This window comes from Sporomusa intestinalis (assembly GCF_055383785.1).
Window position 1 is genome coordinate 5,367,501 of sequence record NZ_AP042390.1, and the last position, 16,012, is coordinate 5,383,512.

Annotated in this window: 12 protein-coding genes and 2 rRNA genes (1 of these 14 running past the window's edge); 1 reads left to right on the forward strand and 13 read right to left on the reverse strand. The window is 48.4% G+C overall.

The window, feature by feature from the left end; all coding sequences use genetic code 11:
• The 5 genes from ACZ481_RS24855 to ACZ481_RS24875 all read right to left on the reverse strand — a co-directional run.
• A 23S ribosomal RNA gene (locus tag ACZ481_RS24855) occupies window positions 1–496 on the reverse strand (it extends 2,422 nt beyond the left edge of the window).
• Window positions 497–928: 432 nt separating this feature from the next.
• Window positions 929–2,486: ribosomal RNA gene (locus ACZ481_RS24860) — 16S ribosomal RNA — on the reverse strand.
• Together the 16S and 23S rRNA genes form the textbook arrangement of a ribosomal RNA operon.
• 658 nt (window positions 2,487–3,144) lie before the next feature.
• The gene (locus ACZ481_RS24865; protein ID WP_464768025.1) at window positions 3,145–4,410 is read right to left on the reverse strand and encodes a L,D-transpeptidase family protein; all 1,266 of its coding nucleotides are present in this window, start codon (window positions 4,408–4,410) and stop codon (window positions 3,145–3,147) included.
• A 282-nt stretch (window positions 4,411–4,692) separates the two neighbouring features.
• Entirely contained in the window at window positions 4,693–5,334 is a 642-nt protein-coding gene (locus ACZ481_RS24870) for a lactate utilization protein (protein ID WP_464768026.1), read from the reverse strand.
• Window positions 5,335–5,361: 27 nt separating this feature from the next.
• Window positions 5,362–5,886: a hypothetical protein gene (locus ACZ481_RS24875; RefSeq protein WP_464768027.1), complete on the reverse strand. Its 525-nt coding sequence runs from the start codon at window positions 5,884–5,886 to the stop codon at window positions 5,362–5,364.
• Between the two features lie 399 nt (window positions 5,887–6,285).
• Here ACZ481_RS24875 and ACZ481_RS24880 point away from each other — a divergent pair, with 399 nt between their 5' ends.
• Entirely contained in the window at window positions 6,286–6,468 is a 183-nt protein-coding gene (locus ACZ481_RS24880; protein WP_464768028.1) for a hypothetical protein, read from the forward strand.
• A 5-nt stretch (window positions 6,469–6,473) separates the two neighbouring features.
• Here ACZ481_RS24880 and ACZ481_RS24885 read toward each other — a convergent pair whose 3' ends face one another.
• The 8 genes from ACZ481_RS24885 to nifD are packed head-to-tail and all read right to left on the reverse strand — an operon-like array spanning window position 6,474 to window position 15,995.
• Window positions 6,474–7,313, reverse strand: a complete 840-nt coding sequence (locus ACZ481_RS24885) for a homocitrate synthase (protein ID WP_464768029.1) — start codon at window positions 7,311–7,313, stop codon at window positions 6,474–6,476.
• 13 nt (window positions 7,314–7,326) lie between these two features.
• Window positions 7,327–8,376, reverse strand: a complete 1,050-nt coding sequence (locus ACZ481_RS24890) for a homocitrate synthase/isopropylmalate synthase family protein (RefSeq protein WP_464768030.1) — start codon at window positions 8,374–8,376, stop codon at window positions 7,327–7,329.
• Between the two features lie 5 nt (window positions 8,377–8,381).
• The gene (locus tag ACZ481_RS24895; RefSeq protein WP_464768031.1) at window positions 8,382–8,999 is read right to left on the reverse strand and encodes a Fe-only nitrogenase accessory AnfO family protein; all 618 of its coding nucleotides are present in this window, start codon (window positions 8,997–8,999) and stop codon (window positions 8,382–8,384) included.
• Between the two features lie 19 nt (window positions 9,000–9,018).
• Window positions 9,019–10,260 (reverse strand): nitrogenase cofactor biosynthesis protein NifB, encoded by a 1,242-nt coding sequence (gene nifB, locus ACZ481_RS24900; RefSeq protein ID WP_464768032.1) that lies wholly within the window; start codon window positions 10,258–10,260, stop codon window positions 9,019–9,021.
• The gene (locus tag ACZ481_RS24905; protein ID WP_464768033.1) at window positions 10,257–11,618 is read right to left on the reverse strand and encodes a nitrogenase component 1; all 1,362 of its coding nucleotides are present in this window, start codon (window positions 11,616–11,618) and stop codon (window positions 10,257–10,259) included. The genes nifB and ACZ481_RS24905 overlap by 4 nt, the downstream gene beginning before the upstream one ends.
• 1 nt (window position 11,619) lies before the next feature.
• On the reverse strand, window positions 11,620–12,975 hold the full coding sequence (gene nifE, locus ACZ481_RS24910; protein ID WP_464768034.1) for a nitrogenase iron-molybdenum cofactor biosynthesis protein NifE: 1,356 nt from the start codon (window positions 12,973–12,975) through the stop codon (window positions 11,620–11,622).
• A 19-nt stretch (window positions 12,976–12,994) separates the two neighbouring features.
• Window positions 12,995–14,380: a nitrogenase molybdenum-iron protein subunit beta gene (gene nifK, locus ACZ481_RS24915; RefSeq protein WP_464768035.1), complete on the reverse strand. Its 1,386-nt coding sequence runs from the start codon at window positions 14,378–14,380 to the stop codon at window positions 12,995–12,997.
• Between the two features lies 1 nt (window position 14,381).
• Complete coding sequence (nifD, locus tag ACZ481_RS24920; RefSeq protein ID WP_464768036.1) at window positions 14,382–15,995, reverse strand: nitrogenase molybdenum-iron protein alpha chain; 1,614 nt, start codon at window positions 15,993–15,995, stop codon at window positions 14,382–14,384.
• Window positions 15,996–16,012 lie beyond the last annotated feature (17 nt).

Consider the following 16,012-nt stretch of genomic DNA (forward strand, 5'->3'; position numbering starts at 1 on the left):
TTTCCCTCACGGTACTATGCGCTATCGGTCGCCTCGAGTATTTTGCCTTGGAGGGTGGTCCCCCCTGCTTCCCACAGGGTTCCTCGTGTCCCGTGGTACTCTGGATTCCGGCCATTTCGCTCTGCCTTTCGCTTACAGGGCTGTTACCTTCTGCGGCCTACCTTTCCAGGTAGTTCGACTAGGCCTGACGAAACTTCCGCCGGTCCTCAACCCCAGTCGACCGAAGTCCACTGGTTTGGGCTCTTCCCCGTTCGCTCGCCGCTACTTGGGGAATCTCTGTTGATTACTTTTCCTCCGGGTACTTAGATGTTTCAGTTCCCCGGCTTACCTCCCGACCTAAGTCGGGTAATGGTGCATGACCACCACTGGGTTCCCCCATTCGGAGATTCATGGATCAGGGCCTGCTTGCGGCTCCCCATGACTTTTCGCAGCTTACCGCGTCCTTCTTCGGCTCTTGGCGCCTAGGCATCCACCGTATGCCCTTACTAACTTGACTTCTAGCTCCGACTGTCTATAAGCCGCCATCTGCGTTGTTGCTCCTCAACCCGATTGTTTGCGTACGCGAGTACGCGGCACGGCTCGGGTTTCCGGGGCGCCTAGCATATGGCACCTTCTAGCCAGTCTCCGCCTCAACTTAAACTTTGCTTGTGACTAAGGTTAAGTCATTTTTTAAAAATCCTAATTGCGCTTCGTTAAGTTACTTCACATATTTGCATATGAGAGGTACTTTTACTTTGCTTTCTTCTGTGCAGTTTTCAAGGAACATGTTTTCAGGAATATCTATGTTACCATCATTGCTTGTGTTTTGCAACAAGTAACTTTTGGTAACAAAAGCATTCCCTCAAAACCAAACAATGTAAATCTGTGCATCTGCCAAATGTACCGACCTGGAAGTTGTTTGGGGGTTAACCCAAACGCTTCTCCCTAGAAAGGAGGTGATCCAGCCGCACCTTCCGATACGGCTACCTTGTTACGACTTCACCCCAATCATCGGCCCCACCTTCGACGGCTAGTTCCATTTCTGGTTACCCCACCGGCTTCGGGTGTGACTGACTTTCGTGGTGTGACGGGCGGTGTGTACAAGGCCCGGGAACGTATTCACCGCAGTATGCTGACCTGCGATTACTAGCGATTCCGACTTCACGGAGGCGAGTTGCAGCCTCCGATCCGAACTGAGAGCTTGTTTCTGCGTTTTGCTTGCCTTCGCAGGTTTGCTTCGCTTTGTTTAAGCCCATTGTAGTACGTGTGTAGCCCAGGACATTAGGGGCATGATGACTTGACGTCATCCCCGCCTTCCTCCGCATTCTCTGCGGCAGTCTCCCTTGAGTTCCCGCCTTTACGCGCTGGCAACAAAGGATAAGGGTTGCGCTCGTTGCGGGACTTAACCCAACATCTCACGACACGAGCTGACGACAGCCATGCACCACCTGTTTTCGCGTTACCCGAAAGTAAGGGATCTATCTCTAGACCTTTCGCTCAATGTCAAGCCCTGGTAAGGTTCTTCGCGTTGCGTCGAATTAAACCACATACTCCACCGCTTGTGCGGGCCCCCGTCAATTCCTTTGAGTTTCAACCTTGCGGCCGTACTCCCCAGGCGGGGTACTTATTGCGTTAACTCCGGCACAGAAGGGGTCGATACCCTCTACACCTAGTACCCATCGTTTACGGCCAGGACTACCGGGGTATCTAATCCCGTTCGCTCCCCTGGCTTTCGCGCCTCAGTGTCAGACACAGTCCAGAAAGTCGCCTTCGCCACTGGTGTTCCTCCCAATCTCTACGCATTTCACCGCTACACTGGGAATTCCACTTTCCTCTCCTGCACTCAAGCCTGACAGTTTCCTGCGCCCATACGAAGTTGAGCTTCGCACTTAGACACACGACTTATCAGGCCACCTACACGCCCTTTACGCCCAATAATTCCGGACAACGCTTGCCACCTACGTATTACCGCGGCTGCTGGCACGTAGTTAGCCGTGGCTTCCTCCTTTGGTACCGTCATTACCCTATATTATTTACATAGGATACGTTCGTCCCAAACGACAGAGCTTTACGACCCGAAGGCCTTCTTCACTCACGCGGCGTTGCTCCGTCAGACTTTCGTCCATTGCGGAAGATTCCCCACTGCTGCCTCCCGTAGGAGTCTGGGCCGTGTCTCAGTCCCAGTGTGGCCGTTCATCCTCTCAGACCGGCTACTGATCGTCGCCTTGGTGAGCCGTTACCTCACCAACCAGCTAATCAGACGCAGACCCATCTCTGAACGATAGCTTCTTTGAGAGGCCACCTTTCTTATCTCAGTCATGCAACCAAGATACCACATTCGGTATTAGCACCACTTTCGCGGTGTTGTCCCCAATTCAGAGGCAGGTTGTCTACGCGTTACTCACCCGTTCGCCACTAAGTAGCTATTGCTAACTACTCCGTTCGACTTGCATGTGTTAGGCACGCCGCCAGCGTTCGTCCTGAGCCAGGATCAAACTCTCCAATAAAATGCTGCAATCACATAGTGACTACATTTATATTGAAGCCGTTTTATCGGCTCAATTCAATCAAAATTGTTGTTGGTTGTGCTGCATGGCAGCACACCGCACATCTGGCTTTTAATGATGCATTTCTTTACATTGTTCAGTTTTCAGGGAACGACGCGCATGGATGCGCTAGGATCACAGGCGTATCAGGACGATACGCTTTGCCTGGGACCGACGCGCATGGATGCGCTAGGATCACGGGCGTATCATGGACGATACGCTCTGCCCGGGACCGACGCGCACGGATGCGCTAGGATCACGGGTGTATCATGGACGATACGCTCTGCCCGGGATCGACGCGCCCATCATGTCAATACGCTTTGCATTCATTATTGTCTTGCTTACTGCTGAATGCGACAGCTTTTATATGTTAACACGTTTATATAAACATGTCAAGGATAAAACAATTATTTTTTATCCACTTCTCACTGTTTGTTAGGGTGGGATATTCTGCCGTACCCTTGGCGGCTTAGTTATAATAGCACATCTCCATTAATTATGTCAATCTACTTAAACAAAGTAAATTCTCCAGCATCTTGTGGGACACTATTTTACCTTAGGAAAAGTTTAGGAATTTACATTGAACACTATACATCCTTAGTGGCAGCTATATTGGTTATCACAAATATTCGTCGTTAGGATCCAAATACATAGAATAATCAACAGGAAACAGCGGATAGATCATATCAAGCATCTGTGTTTGGTCATTCCAGTCTGTTTTTACATTATAAACTTCACTGATATCATTTATTGCGATAAATGGTTGCCCACTAATTAGTTTAATTGGCGCTGGTTTCCCGTGTATAAGCAGTTCTCCTGTTGCAGGCCGCCAGGTTACGCGCTCGCCTAATTCATTGGCTATCGCCAGTGCCGGTACCGCCAGTATATTATCTAAGCGTTGAATATCACCCGATAGTAGGTGTCCATCCAACCTGGCAACAGGCAAGAGTAATTCAAGGCAATTTTGCTCATCATTCCAGCTCTCCCGCCCGCCAAACAGCAAAGGTACCTGATCAGCAGCCACATATATTCTTTCACCAAGCTTAAGACCAGGAACTGCCTCATTTTGACGGGTTACGGTCCGGCTCACTGCGTTCCATTGTACAGAAGTATGCAGGCTATCGGCTAAAGCCAAGACCGGTACATACTTCTCGCCGCCTCTGGCTAATATGTACTCAGGCCGTAAGGTTCCGTTTATTCTAAGGTTATGAAGCTGAGCAAATACAACCTGCCGATCGGGAACAGCCTGTATAAGTGCTTGAAGAAAATCATCGTCAATAAGATTATCTAATGCAGCCTGCTGCAATGCCTTCTTGGCATCAGCCAGCGTTATTTTCTGCTGATTATAGACATCCGGATAAATGCCAATCGTTGCCTGGCCGCCGGCATTAATCCGTACTTTAATCCGCTCATATTCAATCTTAACCGGAGTATCACAGTTAATCAGCTCAAATAGTTCTTCAGCATCTACTTCCTGCAGGCGGATACAGCCATTAGATATTGCCAGTCCAATTGACCAGGGATCATTCGTACCATGAATGCCATACAGGTCACCCAACCCCATCCAACGGTATCCCAGTGGGTTTTCAGGCCCGGAAGGCACAACATAGTTCTTGCCGGGAGGATACCAGGCGGGATCTACCTCCTTTTCAATTATGGAAAAATTACCGACCGGTGTAGGTGTATCCGACTTTCCAATGGCTACCGGATACTCTTTTATCAGAATATTATCTTGATAAAGTTCCAGGGTACGACTGGGGAGATTAACAATGATCTGAGACGAAGCTACTTGTGCGGTAGCCTGGGCCTGAGTTGGCACAGCAAAAATAATAAGCCCGAAAAAGAAAAGTAACCAAACAGCCTGTTTCCATAGCCGTTTACCCATGCAGCCATCCCCTTTTATAAATGCCTAAGACAATAACATATATGACAGGAGGGCTGCGGTTATTCATTAATTATTCGTACAAGCCTAGAAAAAACTGGCTTATCAAGTATTCTTGGCTTGGGCCAAGTCCTCTAGGACGCCGGCAGAAGCCACCTGTGCCCTTTAGGGTATAGATTTTTCTTATCCCTTAGATTATAGTCTTGAACTTTATCAATTCTGATGGGGTAAAAAACAAGGGCAACACACTACAATATGCGCTGCCCTTGCCTGTCCAACATAATATTAAAAACCTAACTCTTCTCCAATAATGATAATCTCAACATCACTTGCCGCGGGCTTTTTGTGCATGACTGTAGTTACATTACATATCCGCGTAGGCCCTTGGCAATCCATACATTCACCGGTTATAGTACATGGGTTAGGACGATTTAGACGTTTATTGTTAATCGGAGCGGCAAACAATTCAATCCGGTCCATGGCGGCATCAACATCAGTAACAATTTTATTTACACCGGTTATGACAATAACCTTTTTAGGACCAAAAATCATCGCTGCAACCCGGTTACCAGCCCCGTCAACATTAACAAGTTCACCTTTCAGAGTCAGGGCATTAGTTCCGGTAAGGAAAACATCCGCCGTCATTTCCTGCCGCCGCAGCGCCAGAGATTCTTCCGGCGACAGTCCCGGTTTGTTATGGTTGAATACGGTATTGCCCCGCTCTTCCAGCAAGGTATCAATACCAATTTCCTTAATCGTCCAGGAACCGCCGATCCCAACAGTAGCATCAGGAGGAATCAAGGCAGCCAGCTTTGCCAAAGCCTCTTGCCGGGTGCTGACATAGCTGGCGGTAAAGTTGTTCTTTTGCAAGGCTTCGACAACTTTATCCGCAATCGTCTTGTTATGCCAGGCTTTAAATTCACTCATCGCAAAATACTCCTCTCCTCTAATAATTTATAAGGTAACCATATGTACGCCAGCCATGTCTGCCATTTCTTCAGCAGTGTACTGGTTGTACACCATATTCAGGTGTTTCGCGTAGGATAAGCCATTGAAGCTGCCGTTAGCCTGGGCAGTTATAGCTAAATTAAGCTTATTGGCAAATTCAGAAGTCATGGCGATCTTCCTCACGGCCTGCACAATACCATTGTCAGCATTTACGAGTGTGACTTGTAAAACAGAAGAATCTGCAGCCTCCTCTGGATATACCCGGATGCCACGCGGCACGGTATGCCAGGAGAATGGCGCGTCGTTCCAGCTTTCGGTTCCAAATCTAAAGAGTAAAAAAATAACAGGGCCATCAATATACATACTGAATATGGCGGTCCCTTTCTGAATATTTTCTATTTCCCGGTTAATAATTCCTGCTTTAACAATAAGAAGTCTATGACCTTCACTATCCAAACGGTACATAATTTTTTCTTCTAATTTATGCTGGCCTGATTCGTACAGTTCTCCTATTTTTCCTGCTCGCATCATGCTCCACCACTTTCTCTCTATAGTTTGTTTCTATATTATACCATTGTCTATATGAAATAATAAACTAATGACCAAAGGGCCGCACCGTTTCTGGACCTGCTTCGTAAAAATTACCACAATGGCCGGTAATAAAATGGCGTTTGTTTTCAGAAACTATAGTAGCGTGAGATATTGTAATGCTAATAATTCTCAGGAGGTGATTTTGTACCATGTACAAAATCAAAGGATGCGCCGATTGCATCGAAAGTAGTTCCTGTGAGTTTTCCTCCGAGTTTTGCCCTAAAGCATTATTGGATGTTCATCCGGATAACGACTTAACCACTGATCCTGTATTAAGAAAATACCAGGAATTATACCAACGCTTAGACAAATAATCTAATTCGCAGGGGAGGTTCAGCTGTGAAAACTACGATCAAATATGCTCACGGTAAAGGATTTAGTAAAAACTTGTCTTCCGTTACCGTGCTGACCAGTCCGCGTGTTAACCGTGAGATTCAGGAAAATATAAAGAAAACACGGCTATTATCAAGCCGCTTGGCAAAAAGGTCCGCCCGGAATATACCAGGCGGACAGGCCTATTAATTATTTTAAGATATGATTCCGGTCTGGAAAATACGTCTGCGCCCCAGGGCTGCCACTTGGCAGCCTATATTTTTTACTGCCTCTATACCAATCTGGCTAGGCACCTTATATATTTCATGTAGAGCAGTGACAACTTCCTCTAAGGCGGCATTGCCTGACCGTTCTCCAATACCGGTAGCAGTCACACTGGCAAATACGGCTCCATTTTGTAAAGCGGCTAATGTGTTGGCTGTAGCCAGGCCAAAATCATTATGGCCATGAAATTCAATGGGTAATGGGCAGCGGACTGCGAGATCAGCCATAATTTTCGTGACAGAAAACGGATCTAACAGACCAACTGTGTCTGCATAACGAATTCTTCTCGCACCAAGGCTGGCACTAAGCTCAGCCAGTTCCAGAAATTGCCCGGAACTGGCCCGCGATGCGTCTTCGGCCCCAACCGACACATAACAGCCATGGCTTTGGGCTAAAAGTATCGCATTTTTCAGCTGAGCGATCACCCAGTCGCGGCTTTTCTTTAGTTTCCGATGAATGTGAAGATCTGATACAGGAACAGAGATATGCAAAAATTCAAAGCCACAGGCAATTGACGCTTCAATATCTTCCCGGCATGCACGATTCCAGGCAAATATCACTGCTTTTAGACGGGCATCAAGAATAAATCGCAAAGCCTCGGTCTCTTCCGGCCCCATAGCCGGTGTACCCGCTTCAATCCAGGTTATGCCGGCTTTATCCAGCGCAGTGGCAATGGCGAGCTTTTCCATGGCTGTAAAAACGATCCCCGCTGCTTGCTCTCCGTCTCGCAAAGTGGTATCAATTAAAACACCCTGATTGAGTTCTTGCATAGGTCTGCACCTCTCAGCCTGATAAGTATAGACGCTGTAATTCATCATCACTAACCGCCGACTTGTTGCGTACGGACAGGGCCCGCACACTGGCAAGCAGCCTTTTGGACTCCACGTCCTCCAACTGTATCCCCCAGGATGCAAACTTAGTTTTTAGCGCCGTGGTTCCAGAATGTTTACCAATAATAAGCTGCCTGCTTAATCCTACAAGTTCCGGAGCAAAGGGCTCATATAACCACGGGTCCTTGTTGACGCCATCAACATGCAAGCCTGATTCATGAGCAAAAATAGCTGGGCCAATAATGGCTTTATTGGCGGAAACAGTAAGCTGCAGGGCCGCTAGAACCTGTTGACAGTTACCTGCTAAAGCAGGTGGTATGACGATATCCTGTCCGGCAAATTGTTTGGCAGCCATAAGGGCCTCTTCCCAGGGAGCGAAACCGCCGACACCGGCTACCGCCGTCATTACCTGCCGGGCGCCCGCCTTCATTGCGGCCAGTGTATTGGCAGTTGCCAAACCATAGGCATTTCCGGCCCGAATGCCGATAGGACAATGTAAATTATTTTTTAATAGGGTTATTTGATCAAAGATAGTTAAATAATTGCCGCTCCCATTCTCATCTCCATAGAAAACAGTTTTTATAGAATAGCTGTTAATTTCGGTGATAACAGCTGCCAGGCCGCGTTGGTCCAGATTAGCCAGACCTTCCAGCAACAGCGCGACATCCAGGTCAAGCCTGCTTGCTTTGCTTATTGCTGCGCCCAGGTTAGCCCTGCATTCATCTGAGCAAATATTACGCGCCACCATTATTACTCGTTTAATACCTGCCTGTTCTAACCATTTAAGGTCATAGGCAGATATATCGATTATCCCCCAGAGTTCAAGCTGCTGCCTAACAGCAGACAAATCCGGACAATACTGTTGCCAGACCGGCATATAAATACCGGCTGCCTGCATTCCTAGTCCTGACAGCAGCCTGGCTATATGCTCAAGCTGCGCACTGGTAAGATACGAGTTAACGGCTGCATTTAGGGTCTGATCAATCCATATTGGCTTGCTCATTATAATCACCCACAGCTTTTCTTCTTTATTGTCAATTTAATGCCATTTGCAGACTGCTCGGATTTACAGTCAAACTTGCCACAGGCCCAGTCAGCCTCCAGCCAGGGCGGAATATGGCTGCAGTGAACTTCGACAAGATAGAAGTTACCCTGCAACAAGGGTTGCAATACTTGCTTAGAAGTCATTCCGGTGCCGCTTTGCTGCAACTCCTTAAGTGATACCTGATAGCAGCCTGGTCCGGTCTCAACAACAGCCGGGGTTACTGCCTTTAGTGGCGCAGGCTGGCGGGCGGCAAGTTCTTCCTGAATTAATATATACTCCAGAAAGTCTAGCGGCCGACCGTCAAATTCCCAAATACTAAATCCCGCCTGTTCAAGTTCTTTGTATAAAAGGCCGGCGACAGCCCGGGCAACAAAAACACGGCATCGTCCGATAAATTCTATCATTGCTGCTAATTGTTGCCGTGCTCCTGCCATGCCACTTGTGGGATCGAGCTGAAACAAGGCCTCGCTGACCGGTTGCCATTTTCCCTGTTGGCGCCGGTAAACAATCACTTTGCCTGATTCTCCCAGGGCAGCCGTACTACCGTTATTACCCACAAACACAGCAATTTCCCGCGCCATTTTTATTACCTCCTTGCCTTTAAACAGCAGCAGCTTTCAAATCAAGTTGTTCTGTTGCGTAACCAAGCCCGCTTTCTATTGTATAGCAGTACTCAACTGACATTATGCCCCGCTTCAAGAGGCGCTTCTGGGCCTGATAACCGATACGCATAGTCAATACCGCATCACAGTCAGACAAAGCCATTAATATCGCTTCTTTTCTTTTATCCTCATTATCGCAGACAACATTGCCTGCACAATATTTTTCCAGCTGCCGCGTCTCTACCAGTTCAAAACGGCTGCCATTCACCTGATAAATCAGGAACTCTTCTGCCTGACCAAAATGTAAGTCCACCAGCTTGCCAAATTTGCTGGTAACAGCAATCTTGTAGTGGGGAACAAACGGTATTGGCTTGACCTCAACCGGTTCCACCTGACTGACGCAACTGCGAAACTCACCGGCTCTGTCTTGCCCTAATAACCCAATGGCATCCGCCCGGCACTGACGGCAATGAGTCATTTGTCTCAGTTCAGTGGCACAAGCTGTGCGAACGGCTGTAACATCACGCGGATTTGTTTGCGGCAAGCCGGAAAAGACGCTGCCTGGAGCAGGAATAAACGGCATAATATTAGTCATACAGGCACCTAGCTGCTTAACCTTTTTGACAATATCGGGAACATGCCAATCATTAACCAGTTTAATCATGACAATATTTACCTTAACAGTAACCCCATGCCCGGCCAGATACATAATGCCTTCCTGTTGATTATTCAGAAGAATATCCGAACCCTCAACACCAACATAACGCTTGCCCTGATAATTAACAGTTCCATAAACCTGAGCGCCGACAACCGGATCCGTACAGTTAACAGTTACAGTTACATGCTGCACCCCCAGTTTAATTAACTCTGGTGCATATTCAGGCAGCAGCAGCCCGTTTGTTGATAAACAGACCATAATGTCCGGATCAACTTGTTTAACAAGCTCAATTGTCGCCTGTGTTTCCGCCCAGTTTGCCAGGGCATCCCCCGGCCCGGCAATGCCGACAACACTCAAATTGGGAATTGCTGCTTTAACTTGGGCAAATTTTTCTTTCGCTTCCAGGGGTGACAGGATTTCACTTGTTACTCCCGGACGGCTTTCGTTTACACAGTCAAACTTGCGACTACAATAATTACAGCTGATATTACACCGGGGAGCCACCGGCAGATGCATGCGGGCGTATTGATGCTGAGCTTGCGCGGAAAAGCAGGGATGTTTATCGGTAAGCACACTCGTCATAGAGCGGCCACCCCCTTTCTTGGTCGTTCAGTTTTTGGCTGTTGAAAATATTTAGCAAACATATTCTTACGGTAATCTTTATATTTATCTTCCAGCAGGGTATTGGTGATACGGTCTAAAAGCAGCGCAGTACCCGTATAGCCTACAGAGAGAAGGCGTTGCCCGCCTACCCGGTCATGAATAGGGAATCCCAGCCGGACTAAAGGAATGCCATCCCGTTCGGTAAGAAAACGTCCGTCTGAATGACCAATCGCTATATTGACCAAACCGGCCCCAGCCCTGTCCTGTACTAATTTAAAATCCGGCTCTGCCAAGACAACCGTTTCACTGGTCATTTCATTATCTGGCAGCAGCCTGGACAAGTTACCATTTTTATCACCGGTCACAACGATGGGGCGAATTCCATTTTCCATGCAGACCTGAGTAACAGCGTATACCAGCTCAGGATCACCAAAAATAGCAGCGCGACCGGCAAAATTGTATTTATGAGAGTCAATCATAGCATCAAGCAGCCGTCCCCGCTCAAGCTCGATTGCCGCCGGCCGCTTTTTGCCGCTAATGGTCGCCAACGCTTCCATAAATGCATCTGTATTCTCAATGCCAATAGGAATCGGCACCGTATAGAGAGGTACGCCAAATGTATCCTCCAGGTATTTCCCCGGTGATACACTGCCCTCCACAGTAACTCCCAGTTCAATTGTCGCCGGCGCACCACTCATCCGGCAGATATCCGCAACAGCGGTGCCGCCGTCCGGCAACTTGCTATACACAGGCAGGTACGGCTGATCCATAGTATCCGAGATATCCGGGCACAGGCTATAATCAAGCTCCATTGCTGCCAAAAGACGCTTTAGCTCACGAATATCCGCCGGACTCAAACTGGGAATAATTATATTGATCTTGTTATGCCGCTCAGTAGTTGTAGCCAGCGTTTCGACAATTCGTCTTACTGTCAGCCAGTAGCCTTCGTGGTGGCTGCCGCCGTAACCGGGCGTACTGGCAGCGACAATCGGCATATCAACCCCGTTATCCTGCCGGTACTCTTTTACAATTCTGGCAACGTCTTCACCAATAGTCTCTGCCAGGCAGGTGGTAACAACGCCAACCAGTTTGGGCTGATATACCCGGTTGATGTTATCAAGTGCGGTACGGAGATTCGCAGCCCCGCCATATACAGTCCCTTTTTCATTAAGGGAAGAGGAACCGACATCAACCGGTTCGTTAAAATGTTCGGCAATATGCCGCCGCATATACGTACTGCAGCCTTGTGAGCCATGAACAATAACCATTGACTTTTCGATGCCTTTGAACGCCAAAATGCCGCCCATCGGCATACACATATGGCAAGGGTTCTCCATATCAGCCACCTCCATTTACCGCAGTATATTTCCATACCGGCGAACATAGGGTAGAGTAAACTTCCTGCGCAAAATTTACCGCGCCGTCATAGCCGCTTAAAGGATGCTTGCGATCATGATTATGGTCAATAAAGGCCAATCCCAGCTTATAGGCCAGCGGCCGTTCCTTTACACCGCCAACCAGCAGATGAGCGCCCTGGCTGGTCATAAACCGTTCCAGTTCGGCCGGGTTGGCATCATCCAGGATCACCGTGCCCTCGGCAACAAGCTCATGGATTGTATCGTACTCTTCCCGCCTGCCGGTTTGGGTTCCAATCATGACAACCTCGATCCCGATTTCCCGGAATTGTTTGATGAGCGATATGGCTTTAAAACCGCCGCCAACATAGACGGCTGCTTTTTTGCCGCTAAACTTTTCCCGGAATTTCCTAATATGAGGCAACACCCGGTCGGTTTCCCGGCGGATAAGCACCTCGGCCTTAGCCCTGATCTCACCGCCCCCCATAGCATCGGCGATACTGCGCAGGGATTTAGCCGTATCTTCCAGCCCCAGAAAGGAAACCTGCATATATGGTATACCATACTGTTCCTGTAATTGGGCCGCCAGATAATTCATCGAGCCTGCGCATTGCACTATATTCAGAGATGCATTGGCAGCGCCCTTGAGCGTGGCACTGGTGGAATCGCCTGTGAAAACAGTGTTAATTTGAATCCCCATTTGGGCCAGATAATCCCTGATGATCCAGGCTTCCCCCGCCAGGTTAAAGTCTCCCAGGTAGTTGATTGTCCGGCTGGCTGCAGCCTTAGCCCGGTCAACCGGAGCAATCAGTTTTAACAGAGCCTCACAGGCCGCCCGGTAACCGGCTGATTTATTGCCAATAAAACCACTTGATTCTACCGGGATAACTTCAATATTGTTTCTGAGAGCCGCCGCCTTGCAAATAGCAGCCAGATCATCGCCAATGACACCAACAATACAGGTGGAATAAACAAACATAAGTTTTGCCGGGTGCTTGGCAACAAGCTCATCAATGGTTTTGGCTAATTTCTTTTCCCCGCCAAAGATAATGTCTTGCTCCCGTAAATCGGTGCAAAAACTGTTGCGGTACAGCTCCGAGCCGCTGGACAAGCTGCCCCGAATATCCCAGGTGTAGCTGGCGCAGCCGACCGGGCCATGTACCAGGTGGATCGCATCGGTAACCGGATTAAGCACCACTCTGGCACCACAGTATACACAGGCCCGTTGACTGACACAGCCGGCAATGCTGTCAGCATCACATTTTAATGAGTTTTTACGCCGCCCTTTAGTTGCTATAAACTGCTCTCGTTCCGAAATGGCTACAGTCGCCTCGCTCACTTGCTTCACCCCCAACTATTTACATAACAAGTTCAAAATCTTCATCAGCAGCATCACGGTCAGCCCGCTCTAACAAGGCCCCGCTAATATTTTCGATCAGACGCATAGCGCCCCGGTAGCCAACAACCGGCAAATAAGAATGAACACTGCGGTCCAGAACCGGGAACCCAACCCGTACTAAGGGAATATCCTCGGCCCGGGCAATATACTTTCCGTAGGTATTGCCGATGATAAGATCAACCGGCTGATTCTTGATCCACTGATGCAGTGTAAATAAATCACCGCCGGCTTTGACGTTAGCGCTAATCCCGGCTTGGCGCAAAAGCTCATTAATATCCTCTTCAAAGCTGCCTACTGCTGAACCCATAGCCCCTCCCGGCGTACCGGTCAGAATGTGCAGGGGCACCATTCCCAGACTGAGCACGAATTCAGTCAGGCCGGTAACCATATCAGGATCACCGAAAATGGCTACTGATTTACCATGGAAATGAAAGTGGGTGTCAGTCATAATATCGACTAACTGACCGCGTTCCTCTTCCAGCTCTGCCGGCACTTCCTGGGCAAAAGTCCGGCGCAGGGATAAGAGCAACGCATCAGTTGCCTTGATACCAATCGGCGTCTTAAGCACTGCTGCCGGCACCTGACATTTCTTGGTCAGCGCGTCTGCCGCATCACTGGACGCAAACCGTCCTAAGGCCAGCGTTATTTTGGAGTTGCCGCTGTCTTTAATCTGAGCTATGGTAGCACCGCCTTTGGGATACATGGCAAACTTCCCGGTCATCGGTGCATCCATAACGCCTGAGGTGTCTGGGAACATAATTAATTTAATCCCCATAGCCTTGACTATACGTTTTATTTCCCGCATATCACCGGGATTAACAAATCCGGGAATGATATTAGCCTGCTCTTTTTTTACCGCTGAAGCACTTTCGGCAATATAGGTAACCATCCCTTTAGTCATATTGGAGAAACCCGTAATATGAGAACCCTGATAACTCGGGGTATTGGCATGGATAACCAGCTTACCTTCAGGCACCTCGGCTGATTTAATAATACTGGGTATGTCATCGCCGATCGTTTCCGTTAGGCAGGTAGTATGAATAGCCATAATGTCAGGGTTATATATCGAGAAAACATTTTTAATCGCCGTTTTCAAGTTCGCACCACCGCCAAACACCGAAGCGCCTTCTGTGAAGCTTGAGGTGGAAGCCATCGCCGGCTCCCGGAAATGCCGGGACAGGTGCATGCGATGGAAAGAGCAGCAGCCTTGCGACCCGTGGCTGTGGGGCAGGCAACCATGAATGCCAAGGGCAGCATACATGGCGCCAATAGGCTGGCAGGTTTTAGCCGGGTTAATGACTGCGCCGTGACGTTGTTTCATCTCTTTTGGTGTACAATCCAGCATATCAGGCCACTCCTTCCTCGTTTACAGTACCGCTGAGCAGAGGTTCATCCTGCCATGGCGGCACTATGAAGTTCCAGGTAGGGGAAGCAAAACCCATGCTAACATCCCTGGCAAAGTTTACAGCACCGTTGAAACCGGCATAAGGGCCGCTATAATCATAAGAATGGAGTTGTTTCGCCGGGATACCCATTTTTTGAATCACATATTTATCTTTAATACCTGATGCGAAAATATCCGGTTTCAGGATTTTAATGAATTCTTCGGTCTCAAAATGATTGAGATCGTCAACAATAATGCTGCCGTCTTTCATTTCGGCATTCATACCTGCATAATAGCTGAGAGGAATTTTCTTTTTCAGTTCTTCCATCTTGGCCGGCGATACCTTCAGCCGAAAACGCCGCTCATCGGCAGTAACATGCAGCTCGGGAATATTCTTTGAGTCAGCATCGGTCTTAATTGTGGGAATGACTTCCCGCCCCTCATAGTCGTCCCGATGGGCGAATTCATACCCGGCCAACACGGTTTCAATCCCCAGCTCAGAGAAAAGCCCCTGGTAGTGATGGCCGCGGGAGCCTCCCACAAAACAAAAAGCTGTTTTGCCGTCGCAAATCTTTTTATATTGATCCAGCAAGGGTTCAATGCGCGTCACTTCCCTGGCAATTACTTCCTCCGTTTTCCGGATAAGCGCCTCATCGCCAAAATACAAAGCCATATTCCGGAGAGAGTCGGTTGTGCCCTGGATACCGATAAAATTAACTTTAAGCCAGGGTGTGCCATATTTAGTCTCCAGCATTTCCGCAATATAGTTGATGGAACGATGGCATTGCACCAGATTAAGCTCAGCCGTATGGGCATTTCTTAAATCCTTGTAAGTTCCGTCCCCGGTCATAACCGATACGACAGTATAGCCGATTTCTTTGAGCACGCGTTCAATTTCCCAGCTGTCGCCGCCAATGTTATATTCTCCCAGAATATTGATTGCATATTTGCCAGAGGCCTCTTCTACATCAGATGCACCAATGACCTTATCCATAAGAATATTATTAGCGATATGGTGGCCGGCAGACTGACTGACACCTTTATAGCCTTCACAGCTAAAAGACAGTACCGGAATACCGTGGCGGCCTTCAGCGGCTTTAGCCACTGCCCCCACATCATCACCGATGAGCCCTACCGGACAAGTAGCCGATACGGTAATCGCTTTGGGATGAAAAATCTCCACTACGTCATCAATGACCTTAGCCAGCTTCTTTTCACCGCCAAATACGATGTCGCTTTCCTGCATATCAGTAGAAAAGCTATAGTTAAGAAAATACTGGCTGGGATCATCGTTTTTTGCCTTATTGCGGCGTGTGCCCCAGGTATAGTAAGCACACCCGATCGGGCCATGGGTAATATGAACCATATCCTTCAGCGGGCCAAGCACTACGCCTTTACAGCCGGCATAGGCACAGCCGCGGTTTGTGATTATACCAGGCACTGTACGTGTATTGGCTTCAATGATTTGAGCTCCTTGCTCGCCGTCCTTAATCAAAATATGCTTTTTCCGGTTTTTCTGAACTTTGGCCGGATATTGGTCAAGTATTTCCTGTAATTGTTTTTCAGTAACAGCCATGCTGCTTTACCCCCTTT